Source organism: Pseudomonas putida (genome assembly GCF_009883635.2).
GTDB lineage: Bacteria > Pseudomonadota > Gammaproteobacteria > Pseudomonadales > Pseudomonadaceae > Aquipseudomonas > Aquipseudomonas putida_W.
On the sequence record NZ_CP026115.2, the window covers coordinates 2,334,358 to 2,355,230 of the forward strand.

The following is a 20,873-nucleotide window of genomic DNA, read 5'->3' on the forward strand; positions in this document are numbered from 1 at the left end:
CTAGAGAATCACACCGCCATCGGCGCCGTCATCGGCGCATGGTGCTCATACCCTTCCAGGCTGAAGTCACTCGGCTCGATCTTCTCCAGCCACTCCGGCTCGTACTTGCCGGTCTTGGCAAATTCCGGCACACGGTCACTGATCACCAGCTTCGGTGCTTCCAGTGGCTCACGCTTGAGCTGCTCGTTGAGCATGTCCAAGTGATTTTCATACACATGGGCATCGCCGATGAAGTAGGTGAACCAGCGCGGAGTGTAGCCGGTCAGGCGGCCGAACAGCGACAGCAGCGCCGCGCCTTCGGTGAGGTTGAACGGCGTGCCCAGGCCCAGGTCGTTGGAGCGGATGTAGAGGGTCAGGGAAATCTCTCTGGTCTCGACATTCGGGTGAAACTGGTACAGCAGGTGGCACGGCGGCAGGGCCATTTCGTCGAGCTGGGCGCAGTTCCAGCCGTGGAACAGGATGCGCCGGCTGCCAGGGTCTTTGGCGATGGTGTCCAGGCACTGGCGCACCTGGTCGATGGCCTTGTACAGGATGACGAACGCCACCCCGTCCTCTTCGTCCTGGGCGATGCGACGGAAACCCGCCTGCTCGGCCATCTCGATGGCTGCCGGGTTGCTCAGCGGGATGCGCTTGTAGCCCGGCCACTGGCGCCATTGCACGCCGTAGATCTCACCCAGGTCGTCATGCCCCTGGCGGAACGGGTTGGCCAGCCATTGGGCGTTCTCGTTGGCGTTCTGATCCCAGACCTTGCAGCCCAGCTCGCGGAATTCACCGGCGTTCTTCACCCCTCGCAGGAAGCCGACCATCTCGCCGATTGCCGACTTGAACGCCAGCTTGCGCGTGGTGATGGCCGGGAAGCCTTTTTGCAGGTCGAAACGCAGCATGGCGCCCGGCAGACTGATGGTGCGGATGCCGGTGCGGTTGCCCTGCAGCGTGCCGTTCTCGATGACGTCGCGGACCAGGTCCAGATACTGTTTCATGGCTTACCTGTAACAAGAACGGCAGGGGGATCACCCCTGCCGTGGGAATAATCAGGCGGGTTTCGCCGTGGGTTTGCGATTATAAGCCCACCAGATCAGGCCAAGGCCAGCCAGGATCATCGGCACGCAGAGAATCTGACCCATGGTCAGCCAGCCCCAGGCGATGTAACCGAGCTGTGCGTCCGGCACACGGACGAACTCCACGATGAAACGGAAGATGCCGTAGAACAGCGCAAACATGCCGGAAACCGCCATGGTTGGCCGCGGCTTGCGCGAGAACAGCCAGAGGATGACGAACAGCGCCACGCCTTCCAGGGCGAACTGGTACAGCTGCGACGGGTGGCGCGGCAGTTGGGCCGGGTCGCTGAAGGGCGGAAAGATCATCGCCCATGGCACGTCGGTAGGTTTGCCCCACAGCTCGGCGTTGATGAAGTTGCCGATGCGCCCGGCGCCTAGGCCGATCGGCACCAGCGGCGCGACGAAGTCCATCAGCTCGAAGAACGACTTGTTGTTGCGCTTGCCGAACCACAGCGCGGCCAGCATCACACCGATGAAGCCACCGTGGAACGACATGCCGCCCTTCCACACCTCGAAGATCAGCGTCGGGTTGGCCAGGTAGGCGTGCAGGTCGTAGAACAGCACATAGCCCAGGCGCCCGCCGACGATCACCCCCATCGACAACCAGAACACCAGGTCGGAGAGTTTCTCGCGGGTCCAGGTCGGGTCGAAGCGGTTGAGCCGGCGCGAGGCCAGCAGCCAGGCACCGCCGATGCCGACCAGGTACATCAGGCCGTACCAGTGGATTTTCAGTGGCCCGAGGGCTACGGCCACGGGGTCTATCTGCGGGTAAGGCAGCATGGAACTTCCTCTCGATTCAAATCAGAAAGCTGAGGCCGACGCAGAACAGCAAGGCTGCGAACAGGCGTTTCAACAGGCGTGGCGACAGCTTGTGCGCCAGGCGCGCACCAAAGCGCGCGAAAAACATGCTGGTCACGGCAATGCCGACCAGCGCCGGCAGGTAGACGAAACCAATGCTGTGGGGCGGCAAGTGTTCCTCGTGCCAGCCCAGCAACATGAAGCTCAGGGCGCTGGCCAGGGCAATCGGCAAGCCGCATGCCGAGGAGGTCGCCACGGCCTTTTGCATCGGCAGGCCGCGCCAGGTCAGGAACGGCACGGTCAGCGAGCCGCCGCCGATGCCGAAGATCGCCGACGCCCAGCCGATCACCCCGCCGGCGCCGATCAAGGCCGGCTTGCCAGGGATGTCATGGCTGGCCTTTGGCTTGAGGTCCAGGGCCATCTGCGCGGCGATGATCAGGGCGAACACACCGATTATCTTCTGCAACTGCGGGCCCTGGATCAGCGACGCGGTCTTGGCGCCGATACCGGCGCCGATGAGGATACCGAGGGTCATCCAGGCGAAGATAGGCCATTGCACCGCGCCCTTGCGATGGTGCTCGAGCACGGCGTTGATCGAAGTGAAGACGATGGTCGCCAGCGAGGTACCGACTGCCAGGTGGGTCAACACCGACGCGTCGAAGCCCTGCAGGGTGAAGCTGAACACCAGCACCGGCACGATGATGATGCCGCCACCCACGCCGAACAGCCCGGCCAGCACGCCGGCGCAGGCGCCCAACAGCAGATAGAGCACGAATTCCATTCGTCTTCCCCGAAAAAACAATCCGGCATGGTAACGGAAGCCGGGCTCGGGGCTCTAGTGAACTCTGTGACAGGATGGATCGACACCCGTGCAGTGGGTACAGTGGGCAAAAACACAGAGGCCCAACCTATGTGCCTGATCGTATTTGCCTGGCGACCGGGGCATGCCCTGCCGCTGATCGTCGCGGCCAACCGTGACGAGTTCTACGCCCGCCCGACCCAGGCCCTGGCCGCCTGGGAAGATGCGCCCGGGGTGCATGCCGGGCGCGACCTTGAAGCCGGCGGTACCTGGCTGGGCGTCGGCCCGCAGGGGCGCTTCGCGGCGCTGACCAACATTCGCGACCCGGGGCAGGTGCTGGGGCCACGCTCGCGGGGCGAGCTGGTGGCGGCGTATCTGCAGGGTGAACTGGGGGTGGAGGCCTACCTCGACCAGGTCGCCAGCCACAGTGGGCAGTATTCAGGGTTCAATCTGCTGGTGGGTGATGGCCATCAGCTGGGCTACCTGCATGCCCGGGACGCGGCGCCACGCTTGCTGGAGGCCGGGGTGTACGGGCTTTCCAATGCCGGGCTGGATACGCCGTGGCCGAAGCTGGTGAAAGCGCGCACTGGGTTGCAGGGGATGCTGGACACGGCCGACCCACAGCGGTTGCTGGCGTTGCTGGCGGACAACGAGCTGGCAGCCGACGGTGAGCTACCGGAGACCGGCGTGGGGGTGGCGACCGAGAAGTTGCTGTCGAGCGTGTTCATTGCCAGCCAGAACTATGGCACCCGGGCGAGCACCGTGCTGATTGTGGATGATCAGGGCAGAAGACGGCTGGTTGAGCGCAGCTTCGGGCCCTTTGGTGGGCATCTTGGGGAAGTCAGCCTGGAAGTGTGATGTTGAATTCACCGGCCCTCAAATTCAGAGGGTTTTGTTGGCCCCAGGCCCGATCATCCGCGCCAGGCCGAGGTTCTTCAGGGCCAACTGCAGCGAGCTGTGGATAACTTGCGGGTTGTCATGGCTCAAGGCTTCGACCAGCAACTCCTTGGCCTTGCTCATGTTCACCTGGCGCAGCATCCACTTCACTTTCGGTAGGTTGGTGGCGTTCATCGACAGGCTGTCGAAGCCCATGGCCATCAACAGGATTGCCGCTGCCGGGTCACCGGCCATCTCGCCGCAGATACTGACCGGCTTGCCTTCGCCATGGGCATCACGCACCACAGTGTTGAGCGCCTGCAGCACGGCAGGGTGCAGATAGTCGTAAAGGTCGGCGACCCGCGGGTTGTTGCGGTCCACCGCCAACAGATACTGGGTCAGGTCATTGGAACCGACCGAAAGGAAGTCGACCTGCCGCGCCAGCTCCTTGGTCTGGTACACCGCCGCAGGGATCTCCACCATCACACCCACCGGCGGCATCGGCACGTCGGTGCCTTCGTCGCGCACCTCGCCCCAGGCACGGTGGATCAGGTGCAGTGCCTCTTCCAATTCGTGAATGCCAGAAATCATCGGCAGCAGGATGCGCAGGTTGTTCAGGCCCTCGCTGGCCTTGAGCATGGCGCGGGTCTGCACCAGGAAGATTTCCGGATGATCGAGTGTGACGCGAATGCCGCGCCAGCCGAGGAACGGGTTTTCTTCCTTGATCGGGAAGTACGACAGCGCCTTGTCACCACCAATGTCGAGGGTGCGCATGGTCACCGGCAGCGGGTGGAAGGCCGCCAGCTGCTCGCGGTAGATCGCCAGCTGCTCTTTCTCGCTAGGGAAGCGCTGGTTGATCATGAACGGTACTTCGGTGCGGTACAGGCCGACGCCTTCGGCGCCACGCTGCTGGGCACGGGCCACATCGGCGAGCAGGCCGGTGTTGACCCACAGCGGCATGCGGTGGCCATCGGGGGTAACGCACGGCAGTTCGCGCAGGGCATCGAGGCCCTGGGCCAGCTGGCGTTCCTCTTCGACCACGTCGCTGTACTGCTTGCGCAGCACCTCGCTGGGGTTGGTGAACACCTCGCCCTTGTAGCCGTCGACGATCATTTCGATGCCATCGACCTTGGAGTACGGCAGGTCGACCAGGCCCATCACCGTCGGGATGCCCATGGCCCGGGCGAGGATGGCGACGTGAGAGTTGCCCGACCCCAGTACCGAGACCAGGCCAACCAGCTTGCCTTCCGGCACTTCGCCGAGCATCGCCGGGGTCAGCTCTTCACTGACCAGGATGGTGTTGTCGGCATACACCAGCGACTGCGAGCGGGCTTCCTGCAGGTAAGCCAGCAGGCGCCGGCCAAGGTCCTTCACATCCGAGGCGCGCTCGCGCAGGTAGTCGTCGTCCATCAGCTCGAAGCGGTTGACATGCTCGCCAACCACCTGGCGCAGGGCGCCCTGGGCCCATTGGCCAGTCTTGATGACCTCGACCACCTCGCCACCGAGAGCAGCGTCTTCGAGCATCATCAGGTACACGTCGAACAGTGCGCGCTCTTCCGGGCGCAGCTGGGTCGCCAGCTTGGCTGACAGCTTGCGCATGTCGGCGCGCACGCCTTCGAGCGCGTTGTTGAACAGTTTCAGTTCGGCGTCGATGTCATCGACGGCCTTGTCCGGCACCACTTCCAGGTCGGCCGGTGGCAGCATGACCACGGCACGCCCGACAGCGGCACCCGGCGAGCCCGGCACGCCGACGAAGCGTGCCTCCTGGATGCCTTTGCCCTGGCGGCCCAGGCCCCGGATCGAACCGGTAGCTTCGGCGTGGGCGATAACCCCGGCGAGCTGAGCGCTCATGGTCACGAGGAAGGCTTCTTCACCTTCATCGAACTGGCGGCGCTCCTTCTGCTGGATGACCAGCACGCCCACCACACGGCGGTGGTGGATGATCGGCGCACCGAGGAAGGAGGCGAATTTCTCTTCGCCGGTTTCGGCGAAGTAGCGATAACGCGGGTGATCGGCGGCGTTTTCCAGGTTCAGCGGTTCTTCCCGGGTACCGACCAGGCCGACCAGGCCCTCGTTGGGGGCCATGCTGACCTTGCCGATGGAACGCTTGTTCAGGCCTTCGGTAGCCATCAGCACGAAGCGGTTGGTTTCCGGGTCGAGCAGGTACACCGAGCAGACCTGGCTGCCCATGGCCTCCTTGACGCGCAAGACAATGATCCCCAACGCCGTCTTGAGATCTTTGGCGGAGTTCACTTCCTGGACGATCTTGCGCAGCGTATTGAGCATGGCTCGGGGTCGAACTCCGTCGTCAGTCGCGCGTCAGCAGACGCGGTGCAAGCTCTTTCAGGGCACGGCGGTAGACTTCACGCTTGAATGTCACCACCTGGCCCAGCGGGTACCAATAGCTGACCCAGCGCCAGCCGTCGAATTCCGGCTTGCCGGTCAGGTCCATCCGCACCCGTTGTTCATTGCTCACCAGGCGCAGCAAAAACCACTTTTGCTTCTGGCCGATGCACAGCGGTTGGCTGTGGGTGCGGACCAGCCGCTGGGGTAAACGATAACGCAACCAGCCGCGGGTGCAGGCAAGAATTTCCACATCGTCGCGTTCAAGGCCAACTTCTTCGTTCAGCTCGCGGTACAGGGCATCTTCTGGCGTCTCGTCAGGATTGATACCACCCTGGGGGAATTGCCAGGCATCCTGGTTGATCCGCCGAGCCCATAGCACCTGCCCGGCATCATTCGTCAGAATGATCCCGACATTGGGGCGAAAACCATCCGGGTCGATCACGGCAGCAACCTCGCAAACGCATGTCACCGCATTGTTCCACAAAGCTTGCGAGCGCAGCAACGCGCCCGCCAAGCTTATGTGCAGCGCGGTGAAAACTCCGTATTCTGCGGGCCTACCCTGTGGCTGACACGAGTGACCGCGATGCGCCTGGCTTTATTCGACCTGGACAATACCCTCCTCGGCGGCGACAGCGACCACGCCTGGGGTGACTACCTGTGCGAGCGGGGCATTCTCGACCCGGTCGCGTACAAGAAACGCAACGATGCTTTCTACCAGGACTACCTGAACGGCACCCTGGACCTGCAGGCCTACCTGGCCTTTTCCATGGAAATCCTCGCAGCCACCGAGCCTGCCCAGCTCGACAAATGGCACCGCGAGTTCATGCGCGACTGCATCGAGCCGATCATCCTGCCCAAGGCCCTGGCCTTGCTGCAGCAGCACCGCGAGGCCGGCGACCAGCTGGTGATCATCACGGCCACCAATCGCTTCGTCACTGCACCGATTGCCCGCCGCCTGGGTGTGCGCGTGCTGCTGGCAACCGAATGCGAGACACACGACGGCCGCTATACCGGGCGTAGTACCGATATAGCGTGTTTCCGTGAAGGCAAGGTGACGCGGCTGAAGCGCTGGATGCTGGAGAACGGATTCGACCTGGAGGACAGCTATTTCTATAGCGACTCGATGAATGACCTGCCGTTGCTGGAGCGGGTAGCGCATCCAGTGGCGGTAGACCCTGACCCTAACCTGCGGGCCGAGGCCGAGAAACATGGGTGGCCTGTCATTTCGCTGAGAGATTGATTTATTCCTGCACCGGCCTCTTCGCGGGTATGGGCAGCACAGTGCTGTCAGACTGGTTTGGCGCCCATCAGCCCGGCGATGGACAGGAAGCACACCCCGCTGAACACCGCCAGCGCCAAGGTAAAGCGCAACCCCACCGCTTCAGCCTTGCGCAGCCGGTTCAGCCGCACCAGCAACCACCAGCCAGCAAACGCGCCAAAGGTATAGATAACGCTGGAAGCCAGCACCCAGGTCTGCCCCAACGGCCAACCCACCAGATGCACCAGCCACCAGCCGGTGAACGGCATGCTCACCAGGCAAACCCCCATCACCAGCCAGACGAACACCAGTGGCCGGCGCAGCAGCTTGGCATAGGCTTCGGCATCGCCCTGGCGGCGGGCCCGCACGGTCCAGGCCGTCAGGCCCATGGCGCCCAGCAACAACAGCGCGGTGGCGATGATGTGCAGGGCCTTGAGGGTGGTCAGGTGTTCCATGTCTTCACATCCTTGAGCGATAAGTCAAGCTTAGCCGCTCAGCCCAGGAACAGCTTGTACGCCGGGTTATCGGTCTCGTCCCAGTACGGGTAGCCGATCTTGGCCAGCGCCGCCGGCACCATGTGGCGCTCGTCTTCAGGCACCTGCAAGCCAGCCACCACGCGCCCGTCAGCCGCGCCGTGGTTGCGGTAGTGGAACATCGAGATGTTCCAGCGCCCGCCCAGCTTGGTGAGGAAGTTGAACAGCGCCCCCGGCCGCTCGGGGAACTCGAAGCGCAGCACGATCTCATCGCTGGCGCCGGCCGAATGGCCACCGACCATGTGGCGGATGTGCAGCTTGGCCAGTTCGTTGTCGGTCAGGTCAGTCACTGGGAAGCCCTGATCGATCAGGTTCTGTACCAGCGCGGCCCTTGGGTCGCTTTCCGGATGGGTCTGCACGCCGACGAAGATGTGCGCCTCATCGGAGGTGTGCTTGCGGTAGTTGAATTCGGTGATTTGACGCTTGCCGATGGCCTCGCAGAAAGCCTTGAAGCTGCCCGGGCGCTCGGGGATGGTCACGGCGATGATGGCTTCGCGCTTCTCGCCCAGTTCGGCGCGCTCGGCGACGTGGCGCAGGCGGTCGAAGTTGACGTTGGCGCCCGAGTCGATGGCAACCAGAGTCTGCCCGGTCACGCCTTTGAGCTCGACATATTTCTTGATGCCCGCCACGCCCAAGGCGCCGGCAGGTTCGGTGATCGAGCGGGTATCGTCGTAAATATCCTTGATTGCAGCACAGATCTCGTCGGTGCTGACAGTCACCACCTCATCCACATGATGGCGGCAGATATCGAAGGTGTGCTGGCCGATCTGGGCAACCGCCACACCGTCGGCGAACAGCCCGACCTGCGGCAACACCACGCGCTCGCCAGCCGCCATCGCGGCCTGCAGGCAGTTGGAGTCGTCCGGCTCGACGCCGATCACCTTGATTTCCGGGCGCAGGTATTTCACATAGGCCGCGATGCCGGCAATCAGGCCACCGCCGCCCACCGGAACGAAGATCGCGTCCAGTTGCCCCGGGTGCTGGCGGAGGATTTCCATCGCCACGGTGCCCTGGCCGGCAATGGTATGCGGGTCGTCGTAGGGGTGGATGTAGACGAAGCCTTTCTCGTCGACCAGCTTCAGCGAGTAGGCCAGCGCTTCGGGGAACGAGTCGCCATGAAGCACCACCTTGCCACCGCGCGAACGCACGCCTTCGACCTTGATCTCCGGGGTGGTCTTGGGCATGACGATGGTGGCCTTGATGCCCAGTTCACGGGCCGCCAGGGCCACGCCCTGGGCATGGTTGCCGGCCGAGGCGGTGACCACGCCGCGGGCCAGTTCTTCCGGGGTCAGCTGCGCCAGCTTGTTGTACGCCCCGCGGATCTTGAACGAGAACACCGGCTGCAAGTCTTCGCGCTTGAGCAGAATCTGGTTGCCCAGGCGCTTGCTCAGCTGCCCGGCGCTCTGCAACGGGGTTTCGACAGCGACGTCGTAGACGCGCGAGGTGAGGATCTTCTTGACGTACTGTTCGAGCATCGGGAAAGCATCACTGGCCGCGGGACAAGGGCTGCGAGTCTACCCCAGCGCTACGTCGGGCGACCACAGCAAAGCCGCCCGAGCCGTTATACTAGGCTCCTTTCATTACCGCCCTGCCCCTTTCCGGAGCCCGCATGACCCAGGACCAACTCAAACAGGCCGTCGCCCAGGCCGCTGTCGACTTCATTCTGCCGAAGCTGGATGTAAAGAGCGTCGTCGGCGTCGGCACCGGTTCGACCGCCAACTTCTTCATTGACGCCCTGGCCCAGCATAAAACCGCCTTCGATGGCGCGGTCGCCAGCTCCGAGGCCACTGCCCAGCGTCTGAAGGGTCATGGCATCCCGGTCTACGAGCTGAACAGCGTCAGCGAGCTGGAGTTCTATGTCGACGGCGCCGACGAAAGCGATGCGCACCTGAACCTGATCAAGGGCGGCGGCGCGGCCCTGACCCGCGAGAAGATCGTCGCGGCCGTGGCCAAGACCTTCATCTGCATCGCCGACGGCAGCAAGCTGGTGCCGGTGCTGGGCGCCTTCCCGCTGCCGGTCGAGGTCATCCCGATGGCCCGCAGCCACGTGGCGCGTCAACTGGTCAAGCTGGGCGGCGACCCGGTGTACCGTGAGGGCGTGGTGACCGACAACGGCAACGTGATCCTCGATGTGCACAACCTGCAGATCACCAACCCGGTGGAGCTGGAAGCACAGATCAACGCCATCGTCGGCGTGGTGACCAACGGCCTGTTCGCGGCGCGCCCAGCCGACTTGCTGTTGCTGGGTACCGCGGATGGTGTGAAGACGCTCAAGGCCGAGTAACCCACTCGCGAGCGAACCCGCCCCTACGGCTTTGTGGGAGCGGGTTCGAACACATAGAACAGGTTCGGCTCACTGACCAGGTAAATGGTCCCCGCCTCATCCATGGCAATCCCCTCCGCCTGCGGGACTGTCGCCTTCAACCCCTGATACCCCTTGCGCAACGACAAGGTACTCAGCGGCTTCCCCTCCACATCCAGCTCCAGCACCAGCCGCGATTCATCCGACAACGCCAGCAGATGCCCACTGCGCTCGTCGAACTGCAAGCTCGACAGATCGCGCACAAACAACCGTGCATCGCGCTTGCGGTCCTGTACTACGTGCACCGCGTAAGGCTGCTCCGGGTTCTGATGCGGAAATCCCCGCACTTCGTAAATCAGCATCGGGTCGCGCTCCTTGGCCACGAACAGGCGCTGGCCTGCCGAATCGTAGGCCAGGCCCTCGAAGCCCTTGTTGCCGTTGAGGCCGATGCCCAGGCTCAACTGCTCGGCATCTGCGGCGTCGATGAACAACGTGTCATCGTCGAGCCGAACACGGATCAGCCGCTGCTGGCGCTCATCGGTGATCACATAGGTGTTGGGGCCGACGTACTCCACGGCCTCCGGGTCGCCAAAACCGGTCAGCGGCACACGACGCAGGATGCGCCCGTCCAGTGACAGCTCAATCAGCTCCGAGCGGGCATTGGTGACGGTGAACAGGGTTTTGCGATCGGGGTCGTAGGTCAGAGCGGAAAGGTCATCGTCCAGCCCTTCGACCGGCTGCGCCTCGACCACTACACGGTAACGATCGAGGCCAATGCCCTGCTCGGCGGGCTGCCACCACGCCTTCAAGTTGAACCAGCCCCGCTCGAACAGGCGATACTCTTGAGCGGCCAGGCCCAGCAATAGCAGCCCGGCGAAGACAAAAAGCACAAGCAGACGAATAAAGCGATGCATGACAACAGACCCGACATATAGGAAGCGAAGCTAACCATGGTCGACTGAAGTGAAACTTAACGTCAGAAAGCTCTGAAAAATCTACTGGCTTTTCTTGAAGCGATAGAACAGGTTCGGCTCGCTGACCATGTACAGGTTGCCCTGATCGTCCATGGCAACGCCTTCGGCTCGCGGGATGGTGTGCTCCAGACCGTTGAAGCCGCCCAGCAAGGTCATGAAGCTGACCTGCTGGCCCTGCTCGTCAAGCTCAAGCAGCAGGTTGGAATCGGCCGACAACACCAGCAGATGACCCGTGCGCGGATCGACCCCCAGCGCCGACAGGTTGCGCAGGTCGAGTTCGTCGCTGGCCAGTGCCTGTTTGTCACCTTTGAGCGGGCTGCGCCCGTCGGTGCTCCAGGTGTACAGCTTCGGCGGCCGCTCTTCGCCGATCACCAGACGCTGGCGCATCGGGTCCCAGGCCACGGCTTCGAAGCCTTTGTTACTTTTCACCGACTCGCCCAGGTCATGGCTCTGGAAGTCGGCATGATTCAAGGTCTTGGTCTGTGCATCCACCTTGACCAGCGTCAGGTCGTGCAGCCGTTCATCGGTGATCGCCAGATGCCCATCCTCCAGCACCGCGACGCCTTCCGGGTTGCTCCAGCCTACCAGCGGGATCTTGCGCAGCACGTCGCCGTCGAGGCTGAGCTCGACCAGGAACGGGTTTTTGCCCATCACCGCGAACAGCGTGCGGGTGTGGGGGTTGTAGGCGACATCCGAAGCTTCGTCATCTTCCATGCCCGGCAACACCTTGGCGTCGATGTCGACCTGATAGTCCGGCAGCCACACGCTCTCGCTACGTTCGGCGCTGGTTTCGAAACCTTCCTTGACCCACAGCAGGCCGCGGTCATCCCAGTGCATGGCCATGGCCACGCCGTATCCGATCACCGCAGCAATGGCCAGGCCGAAGGGCCAGCGCAGGTAGAAGCGGCGCTTGGGGGATGCGGGGGCGCTGGTGGATGCTGGCATGGGCAAGTCCTGGGGATAAGGGCGAAGAGCCGCGCATTATCCGGATGAGGTGTGAAAAATCGGTCAACAGGACCGGCCTCTTCGCGGGTGAACCCGCGAAGAGGGCAATGCGGTATCGGCTCAGAGCACCCGGCTCTCGAAACGGCAGACGCCCGGAAGCTCCAGCACCAGTTCGTCACCAGCAGTGAACGGCCCGACACCGGCCGGAGTGCCGGTCAGGATCACATCCCCCGCCTGCAGCGAGAAGTGCGCCGCCATGTACTGGATGATCGGCACGATCGGGTTGAGCATCATCGCGCTGTTGCCATCCTGGCGCACTTCACCATTGATGGTCAGGCGCACCGGAATATCGGTCACATCTTCAAAGGACGCTGCGGAAACGAACGGTGGCAGCACGCAAGCGCCATCAAAGCTCTTGCACAGCTCCCACGGCAGGCCCTTTTCCTTGAGCTTGGCCTGTACGTCGCGCAGGGTCAGGTCCAGTGCCGGGGCGTAGCCGGAGATGGCGTCCAGTACTTCTTCCTCGGAAGCATTGGACGACAGCGGCTTGCCCAGCAGCACGGCAATTTCGGCCTCGTAGTGCACCGAGCCACGGTCGGTCGGGATCTTGAACCCACCTTCCAGCGGCACCACGCAGCTACCCGGCTTGATGAACAGCAGCGGCTCGGAAGGAATGGGGTTGTCCAGTTCCTTGGCATGTTCGGCGTAGTTGCGGCCGATGCACACCACCTTGCCCAGCGGGAAATGAATGCGCGTGCCGTCTACGTACTGGTGCTGGTAACTCATGGCCGACTCCTTTGATTACTGCTTTTGTTCAGGAGCGAAGATCTTACCCGGATTCATGATGCCGTTAGGGTCGAAGACGGCCTTTATTGCCTTCATGCAGGCAATTTCCTCAGGCGAACGGCTGTAGCCCAGGTAGTCGCGCTTGGTCATGCCCACGCCGTGCTCGGCCGAGATCGAGCCGTTGTAGCGTTCGACGATCTCGAACACCCACTTGTTGACCTTGGTGCACGAGGCGAAGAAGTCATCCTTGCTCATGAGCTCGGGCTTGAGGATGTTCAGGTGCAGGTTGCCGTCGCCAATGTGGCCGTACCAGACCACTTCATAGTCCGGGTAATGCTCGCTGACGATGGCATCGATATCGCGCAGGAACGCTGGCACCTTGGACACGGTGACGGAAATGTCGTTCTTGTAGGGCGTCCAGTGGGAGATGGTCTCGGACAGGTACTCGCGCAGCTTCCACAGGTTCTTCAGCTGGGTTTCGCTCTGGCTCATCACCCCATCCAGCACCCAGCCCTGCTCGACGCAGTGCTCGAAGGTGGCCAGCGCTTCATTGGCCACCTCCTCGGTGCTGGCTTCGAACTCCAGCAAGGCATAGAACGGGCAGTCGGTGCCGAACGGGGCCGGCACATCGCCACGGGCCATGATCTTGGCCAGGCCCTTGTCGGAGAAGAACTCGAAGGCGGTCAGGTCGAGCTTGCCCTGGAAGGCATGCAGCACCGGCATGATCGAGTCGAAGTCCGGCGTGCCCAGCACCATGGCGGTGAGGTTGCGCGGGGCGCGGTCCAGGCGCATGGTCGCTTCGACCACGAAGCCCAGGGTGCCTTCGGCGCCAATGAACAGCTGGCGCAGGTCGTAGCCGGTGGCGTTCTTGATCAGGTCCTTGTTCAGCTCCAGCAGTTCGCCCTTGCCGGTGACCACTTTAAGGCCGGCCACCCAGTTGCGGGTCATGCCGTAACGGATGACCTTGATACCGCCGGCATTGGTGCCGATGTTGCCGCCAATCTGGCTGGAGCCACTGGAAGCGAAGTCCACCGGGTAATAAAGGCCTTGTTCTTCGGCAAAGGCCTGCAACTGACGGGTGATTACCCCCGGCTGGCACACCACGGTGCGGTCGAAGGCATTGAAATCAACAATCTGGTTCATGTAGTCGAAGGCGACCACGACTTCCCCATTGGCCGCCACGGCCCCGGCGGAAAGCCCGGTGCGCCCGCCAGACGGCACCAGCGCAACCTGGTGCTGGTTGGCCCAGCGCACGATGGCCTGCACCTGTTCTACTGTCTTGGGGAACACGATGGCCGTGGGCGCAGGCGGGTAATGCTTGGTCCAGTCCTTGCCGTAGGCCTCCAGTGAAGCGGGGTCGGTCAGGACCTTGCCAGGGTCGACAAGGGTCATCAGTTCTTCAATTACAGCGGGGTGGGTCATCGCTGGAACTCTCGACTTATTCATAGTCACCCTGAGCACTCTTCACCTGTCGGGATAAGCTCAGATTGTGTCGCGTATGCTAGCATAGCCCTCCCGCTGTTCATGCTAAGGCTGCCCTAGCGCCTGGCACCAGTCCTCGCCATTTTTTCTCCGGGATACAGGTTTACGCAGATGAGCAAGACTTCTCTCGACAAGAGCAAGATCCGGTTCCTTCTTCTTGAAGGTGTGCACCAGAACGCAGTCGATACCCTCAAGGCTGCCGGCTACACCAACATCGAATACCTCACCGGTTCATTGCCGGATGCCGAGCTGAAAGAAAAGATCGCCGACGCCCACTTCATCGGCATCCGCTCGCGCACCCAACTGACCGAAGAAATCTTCGACTGCGCCAAGAAACTGGTCGCCGTCGGCTGCTTCTGCATCGGCACCAACCAGGTCGACCTGGCTGCAGCCCGCGAGCGTGGTATCGCCGTCTTCAACGCCCCGTACTCCAACACCCGTTCGGTGGCCGAGCTGGTGCTGGCCGAGGCCATCCTGCTGCTGCGCGGCATCCCTGAGAAGAACGCTTCCTGCCACCGTGGCGGCTGGATCAAGAGCGCGGCCAACTCGTTCGAAATCCGCGGCAAGAAGCTGGGCATCGTCGGCTACGGCTCGATCGGTACCCAACTGTCGGTCCTGGCAGAAAACCTGGGGATGCAGGTGTACTTCTACGACCCGCTGACCAAGCTGCCGCTGGGCAACGCCGTACAGGTCACCAGCCTCAACGAGCTGCTGGGCCTGGCCGACATCGTTTCGCTGCACGTGCCTGAGCTGCCCTCCACCCAGTGGATGATCGGCGAGAAGGAAATCCGTGCGATGAAGAAGGGCTCGATCCTGATCAACGCCGCCCGTGGCACCGTGGTCGAGCTGGACCACCTGGCCGCCGCGATCAAAGACAAGCACCTGATCGGCGCCGCCATCGACGTGTTCCCGGTCGAGCCACGCTCCAACGACGAAGAGTTCGAAAGCCCGCTGCGTGGCCTGGACAACGTGATCCTGACCCCGCACATCGGTGGTTCCACCGCCGAAGCCCAAGCCAACATCGGCCTGGAAGTGGCCGAGAAACTGGTCAAGTACAGCGACAACGGTACTTCGGTATCGTCGGTCAACTTCCCGGAAGTTGCCCTGCCGGCGCACCCAGGCAAACACCGCCTGCTGCACATCCACGAAAACATCCCGGGCGTGCTCAGCGAGATCAACAAGGTCTTCGCCGAGAACGCCATCAACATCTCCGGTCAGTTCCTGCAGACCAACGAGAAAGTCGGTTACGTAGTAATCGATGTTGACGCCGAGTACTCCGACCTGGCGCAGGAAAAACTGCAACAGGTCAAAGGCACCATCCGTTCGCGCGTCCTGTTCTAAGGTCGCTGGCGGTATGAAAAAGGGAGGCCCTGGTGGCCTCCCTTTTTTTATTTCACTTCTACAGTGATCTTCTTCGACTCGACACTCGGCTTGAACGGCACATGATACTGGTCACCCAGCACCAGTTGCAGCGTGTGCTTGCCCGGCGTCAGGGTGATGGTCGTTTCGGTCTGCGCCTTGCCGAAGTGCAGCACTTGCGGCCCAGCTGGCAACGCAGTACCGGCTGCCGGCATCAGGCTTGTCGGCAGCGGCATGTCGGCCACAGGTTCCTTGTCCACATCCACCAGCAGGTGGTGGTGGCCAGTATGCGGGGTCTGGTCTCCCGCAGGCTTGAGTTCCATGCCCTCGATGCCGAACTTGACGGTGAAGGTCCCGGCGACCTGCTCGCCATCTTTGGGGGAAAGGATGGAAACCTTGGCACCCGCGGGCGGCTCCTGGCTCTTCAGGGCATCTGCGGCGCTGGCGAGCACCGAGATACCCATCAGCAGACCGGCAACGGCAGCACGCGAAATTAGGCTGTTCATTCACTTCTCCTGTGATTCACTTATTGACCGCTGCCAGTAAAACGAACGGCGGCGGTAGTTCACGATAGCCCACAAAGAGAAATATTTCAGTTAGGGTTAAACCTCGCCAAGGCTTCAAGGTCATAGGCTGCGCTCGACCGCGACGAGGAAGAAAGTCACGGCGAAAGTTATTCATCTGCTTGAGAAAAAGGGGCACTACATGCGTTCGACCATAGGCGTACTGCTGGCAGTACTGATCACTCCATTGGCTCAGGCCGAGCTGATAGACGAAATTGCCGACCGGGGCGAACTGCGCATTGCTGTGCAGGCCGACAATGCGCCGTATTCCTTCAAGGAGAACGAGCGCTTGACGGGTTTCGAGATCGAACTCGGGCAGGATCTGGCCCGTGAACTGGACCTGCGCGCCGAGTTTGTCGAAGCAACCGCGTCAGAAGTGCTGCCGGGCGTGGAGAGTGGCAAGTACGACATCACCCTGACGCCGTCCAGCGAATCGCCCAAGGCGGATGGCCCGTTCGATGTGAGCCAGGCGTTTGGCGAGAAGAAGCTGGTCATTCCGTTCCAGAAGGACAACCCAGCGTTTGAAAGCGCGGTGAACAATGCGCTTGATCGCCTGAAAAACAGTGGTCGCATGGCGGAACTGGAACAGAAGTGGTTCAGCAACCTGCAGGCAGATCAGCCAACGCCTGCTGCGCTTGCTCCAGCTCCAACTCACTGAACACCTGCACCCCTGCACGCCGCAGCAAGGCTGCCGCCACCCCTTCGCCGGGCACCTTCCTGCCACTGAAGGTGCCATCGTAGACCAACCGGTTGCCGCACGAAGGGCTACCCGCCTTCAGCACCGCCACCCGGATACCATGGCGCCGTACCAGCGCCAGCGCCTGCTGCGCCCCGGCCAGAAACTCGGCACTGACGTCCTCGCCGGTCACCGTCAGCACCTGCGCGCCGCCATCGAGCACCTGCGCGCCCTGGCCACCGGGGATCTCCGCCGGCGGGCGCGGTGTCGGCAAGCCGCCAGCCACCTCGGGGCACAGTGGCACCACACGCCCTTCGGCCTGCCATTGCTGCAATAAATCAGGATGCCCGCTGGCCCGGCCGTCATAGCGCACCGGCTGCCCCAGCAGGCAGGCGCTCACCAAGACCTTGGACAGATCAGAACGGGTCATTGCCACGGCGCCGGAACCAACCGGTCAACGACAGGCGCTCGCGCCCGGCTGGCAGTACCTCGTGCGGCACCTCACCGGACAGGAAGATCGCCAGGCAGCCCGCCACTGGCTGCACATCGTGCTCGACACCATCCGCCAGGAACATGCGCAGTTGCCCACCGTCTTCTGGCTGCCAGTCTTCGTTGAGGTAAAGCACCGCCGACACCATGCGCCGGTCATCGTCGCGGAAGCGGTCCAGGTGCCGGCGATAGAACGCCCCCGGTGGGTACAGGGCGAAGTGGCATTCGAAATCTTCAAGGCCCAGGAACAGGCCCTGGTTGATGGCCTGACGCAACTCGTCCATGGCAGCCAGGTACTGGTCACAGGCTTCAGCCTGACCGGGGTCGATCCACTGGATCTGGTCGCCGCGAATGCTCTCGCGCACCTCCTGGGAGTCACCGCGCCCAACCCCGGCCGGATTGAGTTCGCCTTCGGCATCTCGGCGCCGGCATTCGGCCGCCAACGCGCGCACCAGGTCGGCAGGCAAAAAGAGCGCCTGCTGCGACCAGCCATGGGTGGCCAGATCGTCGACGACGGCCGCAAGCATCGGGTTTTCGGGGGAGTTGTGCATGGCGCGCATCATATCCATTCACCTTGTCGGCGCACAGCGCCACTTGGCTGAGAAGCGTTCGGATTGCTCGACAAAATGGCGCCGGGCCTAGGACAATAGCCACCTGCCGACAGGAGTCCTGAATGCACCGTCTGTTTTCCCTGCTTCTGCTGATGATCTGCACCATGCCTGTCTGGGCAGACAGCCTCGATCAACTGTACAAGGCCGCCGGCTGGCCCGACCAGCGCGCCCATTTTTCCGATGCCGTGAGCGCCGCCCAACAGCGCTACCGCAATAGCCTGCCGCCTGCGGTTTACCAGGCGCTGGTCAACAACAGCAACCAGCGCTTCCAGGCCCAGGCAATGGACAAACGTGCCTTGGCCAAACTGCGCAGCACGTTGGCGAACCCGGCGCCGGCACTGGCCTTCTTCCAGTCGCCGCTGGGGCGCAAGATTGTCGCCGCCGAACTGCTGGCCACGCGCAAGGACCAGCTGGCCAAGAACGCCAAGGGCCTGCCGAAAATGCAGGCCAGCGACAACCGCATGCTGGTCATCGGCCACCTGGCCCAGGCCCTGCCAGCCCGCGAAGCCGGTGCCGAAGTCAGCCTGGCGATCGCCGGGGTGGCCGCCGACAGCCTGAGTTCGATGATCCCTGGCCTGTTCGGTGCCGGCCAGGCCCAGGGCCTGCTCGACGGCCAGCGCCAGCGTCTTATGGGGCAGATCGGTGAAGACCTGAACAATACCCTGCTCTACGTCTACCGCGACCTGTCCGACGACGAACTGGAAGAGTTCGCCACCTTCGCCGAGTCGCCAGACGGTAAGGCCTATTACCAGGCCGCCGTGGCTGCGGTGCGTGCCGGCTTGGCGGTAGGCCAGAACAGCGCCGATCTCAAGTGATCAGCCCAGGCGCTGCTCGATGAAATCGAAGTAGCGCCGGCGAATGTCCGGCAGCTCGTTGGCCAGGTGATGGCGAGCTTCGGGCAACATCAGGATCTGCGGCTCGCTGAACTTGGCCTTGAGCACTTCGAGATTGTGGGGCCAATCCACCGTACCATCCGCTTCCCCCTGCACGATCAAGGGCCGCCGCGCGCAGTGCGGTGCCGCCTCGATACGCTTGACCCAGGCGATCAAGGCGCCGACCCAGGTCGTGGGCAGCCGCCGCGGTTGCAGCGGGTCGGCTTCGAGGAAGGGCAGGAAAGTCGGGTCATTGGTGTTCTCGCTGAAGCGCCGCTCGATGCCGTTGACGAAGTGGCGCAGCACCCGATAGCTGAACTTAGACCAGCGCCACGAGCGCGGCCGCACCAGCGGCGCCAGCAGGATCACCTCGCCATCGATCGGGCTGCGGTCACCTTGGTGCAGCAAATGATCCACGGCGATGGCGCCACCAGTGCTCTGCCCGCAGAGGTGCCAGGGGCGTGGCAGTTCGATGCCACGTGCCTGTTCGAACAAGGCCTCCAGCACTTGCTGGTACACGGCGAAGTCACTGATGCTGGCGCGCTCGCCACTGGACAGGCCGTGGCCTGGCAAGTCACAGCTGATCACCGCATAACCGAGCTTCAACGCCCAGTCGATCACATGCCGATAGAGGCCCATGTGGTCGTAGTAGCCGTGCAGCAGGAACAACGTCGCGACTGGCTTTTCCGGTAGCCAGACCTGCCCGACCAGCTCGAACCCCGCCGCCTGGAAACCGCCCAGCCAGCTCTGGGCCGACAGGTTCAGGCCATAGAAGCGCTGATAGCTCTGCGCCTGCGCGGGCAACGGCTGGCGTTTGGCCAATGGGGCAAGGCTGGCACGCAGGGTATCGGGGTGAAAGGCAGCGGGCATCGGATACATCCAAGGCGGAGCGAGTATTGATCTGGGATATTCAGCTCTGGCTAGCGTCGTGGCAAGCTTGCTCACCTCGAACAGGCAGCATGGATCAGTTGTGGGTGCGGAAAATTTCATGAAGATTCGAAACATCAAACAGCTATTGGCGGGCCTCGCACTGACAATCTGCACCCTGGTGCTCTGGCAGGCCTACTCCACCTTCCAGTCCCGCTACCTGCGCCCGTTCGACAACCAGACCACGCTGTTCGACGGCAGCCAGCTGCAACTGCCCCCCGAACTGGCCGGCCCCGGCCCGATCCGCGTGGTGCACTTCTGGGACCCGGCCTGCCCGTGCAACGTCGGCAACCAGCAGCACCTTGGCGTCCTGATTACCCAGTTCGCAGGCCAGGGCGTGACCTTCCGCGTCGTGCAGAAGGCTGGCAGCCACGGCCAGCTACCCGCCAACCTGAGCAGCTTGCAACCCATCGCCCACTTGCCCGGCAGTGAGCACCTGCCCGCCTCCCCTGCCGTGGCCATCTGGGACCGCCAGGGCAACCTCGCCTACTTCGGCCCTTACAGCGAAGGCGCGGTGTGCAACGCCAGCAACAGTTTCATCGAGCCGATCCTCAAGGCGCTGCTGGCTGGACGCAACGTCACCGCCTCCAATACGCTGGCCGTGGGCTGCTATTGCCCCTGGGCCGACTGACGCATACGCGCCGGATTGCCCACTACAGTCACCCCCGCCGGCACATCACGGGTCACCACACTGCCTGCACCGACGATGGCGTTGTCACCAATGGTCACCCCCGGCAGGATGATCGCCGCCCCGCCGATCCACACATTGTTACCAATGGTCACCGGCCGGCCGCTCTCCAGCCCGCTACGGCGCACTTCGGGGTCGAGCGGGTGGTCGGCCGTATAGATCTGCACGTTGGGTCCGATCTGGCAGTCGTCGCCGATGCATACCGGCACCACGTCGAGGATCACGCAGTTGAAGTTCATGAACGTGTTGCGCCCGACGCTGATGTTGTAGCCGTAGTCGCAGTAGAACGGTGGGCGGATTACCGTGCCTTCGCCAACATGGCCGAAGTGCTCGGCCAGCAGGCCGTTGCGCGCGTCGTTGAGCAATTCGACGCTGTTGTTGTAGCGGTGCATCCAGTGCTTGTTGGCGATCTGCTCGGCCTGCAGCTCGGGGCAGCCGGCGTGATATAGCTGGCCTGTAAGCATTTTCTGTTTTTCGCTGAGGGACATGGAAACTCCTTCCGGGGGCTATGCTCTGTTCGCGAATCCGTCG

At 62.9% G+C, this 20,873-nt stretch carries 23 protein-coding genes; 7 read left to right on the top strand and 16 right to left on the bottom strand.

Annotation, left to right across the window (positions count from 1 at the left end; all coding sequences use genetic code 11):
* Positions 1-8 precede the first annotated feature (8 nt).
* From C2H86_RS10635 to C2H86_RS10645, 3 genes are read right to left on the bottom strand one after another with little or no spacing between them, the layout of a single operon-like run.
* Complete coding sequence (locus C2H86_RS10635) at positions 9-980, bottom strand: thymidylate synthase (RefSeq protein WP_159412519.1); 972 nt, start codon at positions 978-980, stop codon at positions 9-11.
* Positions 981-1,031: 51 nt separating this feature from the next.
* A complete protein-coding gene (gene lgt / locus C2H86_RS10640) occupies positions 1,032-1,838 on the bottom strand; it encodes a prolipoprotein diacylglyceryl transferase (RefSeq protein WP_079230092.1) in 807 nt (268 codons plus the stop codon).
* Between the two features lie 16 nt (positions 1,839-1,854).
* Positions 1,855-2,637, bottom strand: coding sequence for a sulfite exporter TauE/SafE family protein (locus C2H86_RS10645; protein ID WP_159412520.1), 783 nt, complete (start codon positions 2,635-2,637; stop codon positions 1,855-1,857).
* 129 nt (positions 2,638-2,766) lie between these two features.
* Here C2H86_RS10645 and C2H86_RS10650 point away from each other — a divergent pair, with 129 nt between their 5' ends.
* Positions 2,767-3,513, top strand: coding sequence for an NRDE family protein (locus tag C2H86_RS10650; RefSeq protein ID WP_159412521.1), 747 nt, complete (start codon positions 2,767-2,769; stop codon positions 3,511-3,513).
* 24 nt (positions 3,514-3,537) lie between these two features.
* Here the strand turns inward: C2H86_RS10650 and ptsP are convergent, their stop codons facing one another.
* The gene (ptsP, locus tag C2H86_RS10655; RefSeq protein ID WP_103446135.1) at positions 3,538-5,817 is read right to left on the bottom strand and encodes a phosphoenolpyruvate--protein phosphotransferase; all 2,280 of its coding nucleotides are present in this window, start codon (positions 5,815-5,817) and stop codon (positions 3,538-3,540) included.
* Positions 5,818-5,839: 22 nt separating this feature from the next.
* Positions 5,840-6,319 (bottom strand): RNA pyrophosphohydrolase, encoded by a 480-nt coding sequence (locus C2H86_RS10660; protein WP_003249017.1) that lies wholly within the window; start codon positions 6,317-6,319, stop codon positions 5,840-5,842.
* 141 nt (positions 6,320-6,460) lie between these two features.
* Here C2H86_RS10660 and C2H86_RS10665 point away from each other — a divergent pair, with 141 nt between their 5' ends.
* A complete protein-coding gene (locus C2H86_RS10665) occupies positions 6,461-7,117 on the top strand; it encodes an HAD family hydrolase (protein ID WP_159412522.1) in 657 nt (218 codons plus the stop codon).
* A 47-nt stretch (positions 7,118-7,164) separates the two neighbouring features.
* Here the strand turns inward: C2H86_RS10665 and C2H86_RS10670 are convergent, their stop codons facing one another.
* Both C2H86_RS10670 and ilvA read right to left on the bottom strand, forming a co-directional pair.
* A complete protein-coding gene (locus C2H86_RS10670; protein ID WP_159412523.1) occupies positions 7,165-7,590 on the bottom strand; it encodes a DUF2269 domain-containing protein in 426 nt (141 codons plus the stop codon).
* A 38-nt stretch (positions 7,591-7,628) separates the two neighbouring features.
* A complete protein-coding gene (gene ilvA / locus C2H86_RS10675) occupies positions 7,629-9,143 on the bottom strand; it encodes a threonine ammonia-lyase, biosynthetic (protein ID WP_159412524.1) in 1,515 nt (504 codons plus the stop codon).
* Between the two features lie 134 nt (positions 9,144-9,277).
* Here ilvA and rpiA point away from each other — a divergent pair, with 134 nt between their 5' ends.
* Positions 9,278-9,952, top strand: coding sequence for a ribose-5-phosphate isomerase RpiA (gene rpiA / locus C2H86_RS10680; protein ID WP_159412525.1), 675 nt, complete (start codon positions 9,278-9,280; stop codon positions 9,950-9,952).
* Positions 9,953-9,975: 23 nt separating this feature from the next.
* On the opposite strand, the gene C2H86_RS10685 is transcribed toward rpiA, so the two are convergent.
* From C2H86_RS10685 to C2H86_RS10700, 4 genes are all read right to left on the bottom strand, one after another.
* Positions 9,976-10,884, bottom strand: coding sequence for an SdiA-regulated domain-containing protein (locus C2H86_RS10685; protein WP_159412526.1), 909 nt, complete (start codon positions 10,882-10,884; stop codon positions 9,976-9,978).
* An 81-nt stretch (positions 10,885-10,965) separates the two neighbouring features.
* Positions 10,966-11,889: an SdiA-regulated domain-containing protein gene (locus tag C2H86_RS10690; protein WP_159412527.1), complete on the bottom strand. Its 924-nt coding sequence runs from the start codon at positions 11,887-11,889 to the stop codon at positions 10,966-10,968.
* A gap of 120 nt (positions 11,890-12,009) precedes the next feature.
* The gene (locus tag C2H86_RS10695; RefSeq protein ID WP_159412528.1) at positions 12,010-12,675 is read right to left on the bottom strand and encodes a fumarylacetoacetate hydrolase family protein; all 666 of its coding nucleotides are present in this window, start codon (positions 12,673-12,675) and stop codon (positions 12,010-12,012) included.
* Positions 12,676-12,690: 15 nt separating this feature from the next.
* Positions 12,691-14,097 (bottom strand): FAD-binding oxidoreductase, encoded by a 1,407-nt coding sequence (locus C2H86_RS10700; protein ID WP_159412529.1) that lies wholly within the window; start codon positions 14,095-14,097, stop codon positions 12,691-12,693.
* A gap of 171 nt (positions 14,098-14,268) precedes the next feature.
* Here C2H86_RS10700 and serA point away from each other — a divergent pair, with 171 nt between their 5' ends.
* Positions 14,269-15,498 carry a phosphoglycerate dehydrogenase gene (gene serA, locus C2H86_RS10705; protein WP_103446144.1) on the top strand — a complete coding sequence of 410 codons (1,230 nt, stop codon included), beginning with the start codon at positions 14,269-14,271 and terminating at the stop codon, positions 15,496-15,498.
* A 47-nt stretch (positions 15,499-15,545) separates the two neighbouring features.
* Here serA and C2H86_RS10710 read toward each other — a convergent pair whose 3' ends face one another.
* The gene (locus tag C2H86_RS10710; RefSeq protein ID WP_159412530.1) at positions 15,546-16,022 is read right to left on the bottom strand and encodes a DUF4399 domain-containing protein; all 477 of its coding nucleotides are present in this window, start codon (positions 16,020-16,022) and stop codon (positions 15,546-15,548) included.
* Between the two features lie 199 nt (positions 16,023-16,221).
* On the opposite strand from C2H86_RS10710, the gene C2H86_RS10715 reads away from it, so the two are divergent.
* Positions 16,222-16,737, top strand: a complete 516-nt coding sequence (locus C2H86_RS10715) for a substrate-binding periplasmic protein (RefSeq protein WP_159412531.1) — start codon at positions 16,222-16,224, stop codon at positions 16,735-16,737.
* Here C2H86_RS10715 and C2H86_RS10720 read toward each other — a convergent pair.
* Both C2H86_RS10720 and C2H86_RS10725 read right to left on the bottom strand, forming a co-directional pair.
* The gene (locus C2H86_RS10720; protein WP_159412532.1) at positions 16,676-17,185 is read right to left on the bottom strand and encodes a DUF523 domain-containing protein; all 510 of its coding nucleotides are present in this window, start codon (positions 17,183-17,185) and stop codon (positions 16,676-16,678) included. The two genes, C2H86_RS10715 and C2H86_RS10720, sit on opposite strands and share 62 nt — an antisense overlap.
* Positions 17,172-17,804, bottom strand: coding sequence for a 2OG-Fe(II) oxygenase (locus tag C2H86_RS10725; RefSeq protein ID WP_159413082.1), 633 nt, complete (start codon positions 17,802-17,804; stop codon positions 17,172-17,174). Before C2H86_RS10725 ends, C2H86_RS10720 begins: the two co-directional genes overlap by 14 nt.
* Positions 17,805-17,917: 113 nt before the next feature.
* Between C2H86_RS10725 and C2H86_RS10730 the strand changes: the two genes are divergently transcribed.
* On the top strand, positions 17,918-18,670 hold the full coding sequence (locus tag C2H86_RS10730; protein ID WP_159412533.1) for a DUF2059 domain-containing protein: 753 nt from the start codon (positions 17,918-17,920) through the stop codon (positions 18,668-18,670).
* Here the strand turns inward: C2H86_RS10730 and C2H86_RS10735 are convergent, their stop codons facing one another.
* On the bottom strand, positions 18,671-19,597 hold the full coding sequence (locus C2H86_RS10735; RefSeq protein ID WP_159412534.1) for an alpha/beta hydrolase: 927 nt from the start codon (positions 19,595-19,597) through the stop codon (positions 18,671-18,673).
* A gap of 118 nt (positions 19,598-19,715) precedes the next feature.
* Here C2H86_RS10735 and C2H86_RS10740 point away from each other — a divergent pair, with 118 nt between their 5' ends.
* Positions 19,716-20,285, top strand: coding sequence for a DUF6436 domain-containing protein (locus tag C2H86_RS10740; RefSeq protein ID WP_159412535.1), 570 nt, complete (start codon positions 19,716-19,718; stop codon positions 20,283-20,285).
* Here the strand turns inward: C2H86_RS10740 and C2H86_RS10745 are convergent.
* Positions 20,264-20,830, bottom strand: coding sequence for a sugar O-acetyltransferase (locus C2H86_RS10745; RefSeq protein ID WP_159412536.1), 567 nt, complete (start codon positions 20,828-20,830; stop codon positions 20,264-20,266). The genes C2H86_RS10740 and C2H86_RS10745 overlap by 22 nt on opposite strands.
* Positions 20,831-20,873: the final 43 nt, after the last annotated feature.

Bases quoted from the DNA above. Each gene is read 5' to 3' on its own strand.
- C2H86_RS10635 (WP_159412519.1), bottom strand. From the start codon at position 980: ATGAAACAGTATCTGGACCTGGTCCGCGACGTCATCGAGAACGGCACG.
- lgt (WP_079230092.1), bottom strand. From the start codon at position 1,838: ATGCTGCCTTACCCGCAGATAGACCCCGTGGCCGTAGCCCTCGGGCCA.
- C2H86_RS10645 (WP_159412520.1), bottom strand. From the start codon at position 2,637: ATGGAATTCGTGCTCTATCTGCTGTTGGGCGCCTGCGCCGGCGTGCTG.
- C2H86_RS10650 (WP_159412521.1), top strand. From the start codon at position 2,767: ATGTGCCTGATCGTATTTGCCTGGCGACCGGGGCATGCCCTGCCGCTG.
- ptsP (WP_103446135.1), bottom strand. From the start codon at position 5,817: ATGCTCAATACGCTGCGCAAGATCGTCCAGGAAGTGAACTCCGCCAAA.
- C2H86_RS10665 (WP_159412522.1), top strand. From the start codon at position 6,461: ATGCGCCTGGCTTTATTCGACCTGGACAATACCCTCCTCGGCGGCGAC.
- C2H86_RS10670 (WP_159412523.1), bottom strand. From the start codon at position 7,590: ATGGAACACCTGACCACCCTCAAGGCCCTGCACATCATCGCCACCGCG.
- ilvA (WP_159412524.1), bottom strand. From the start codon at position 9,143: ATGCTCGAACAGTACGTCAAGAAGATCCTCACCTCGCGCGTCTACGAC.
- rpiA (WP_159412525.1), top strand. From the start codon at position 9,278: ATGACCCAGGACCAACTCAAACAGGCCGTCGCCCAGGCCGCTGTCGAC.
- C2H86_RS10685 (WP_159412526.1), bottom strand. From the start codon at position 10,884: ATGCATCGCTTTATTCGTCTGCTTGTGCTTTTTGTCTTCGCCGGGCTG.
- C2H86_RS10690 (WP_159412527.1), bottom strand. From the start codon at position 11,889: ATGCCAGCATCCACCAGCGCCCCCGCATCCCCCAAGCGCCGCTTCTAC.
- C2H86_RS10695 (WP_159412528.1), bottom strand. From the start codon at position 12,675: ATGAGTTACCAGCACCAGTACGTAGACGGCACGCGCATTCATTTCCCG.
- C2H86_RS10700 (WP_159412529.1), bottom strand. From the start codon at position 14,097: ATGACCCACCCCGCTGTAATTGAAGAACTGATGACCCTTGTCGACCCT.
- serA (WP_103446144.1), top strand. From the start codon at position 14,269: ATGAGCAAGACTTCTCTCGACAAGAGCAAGATCCGGTTCCTTCTTCTT.
- C2H86_RS10710 (WP_159412530.1), bottom strand. From the start codon at position 16,022: ATGAACAGCCTAATTTCGCGTGCTGCCGTTGCCGGTCTGCTGATGGGT.
- C2H86_RS10715 (WP_159412531.1), top strand. From the start codon at position 16,222: ATGCGTTCGACCATAGGCGTACTGCTGGCAGTACTGATCACTCCATTG.
- C2H86_RS10720 (WP_159412532.1), bottom strand. From the start codon at position 17,185: ATGACCCGTTCTGATCTGTCCAAGGTCTTGGTGAGCGCCTGCCTGCTG.
- C2H86_RS10725 (WP_159413082.1), bottom strand. From the start codon at position 17,804: ATGCGCGCCATGCACAACTCCCCCGAAAACCCGATGCTTGCGGCCGTC.
- C2H86_RS10730 (WP_159412533.1), top strand. From the start codon at position 17,918: ATGCACCGTCTGTTTTCCCTGCTTCTGCTGATGATCTGCACCATGCCT.
- C2H86_RS10735 (WP_159412534.1), bottom strand. From the start codon at position 19,597: ATGCCCGCTGCCTTTCACCCCGATACCCTGCGTGCCAGCCTTGCCCCA.
- C2H86_RS10740 (WP_159412535.1), top strand. From the start codon at position 19,716: ATGAAGATTCGAAACATCAAACAGCTATTGGCGGGCCTCGCACTGACA.
- C2H86_RS10745 (WP_159412536.1), bottom strand. From the start codon at position 20,830: ATGTCCCTCAGCGAAAAACAGAAAATGCTTACAGGCCAGCTATATCAC.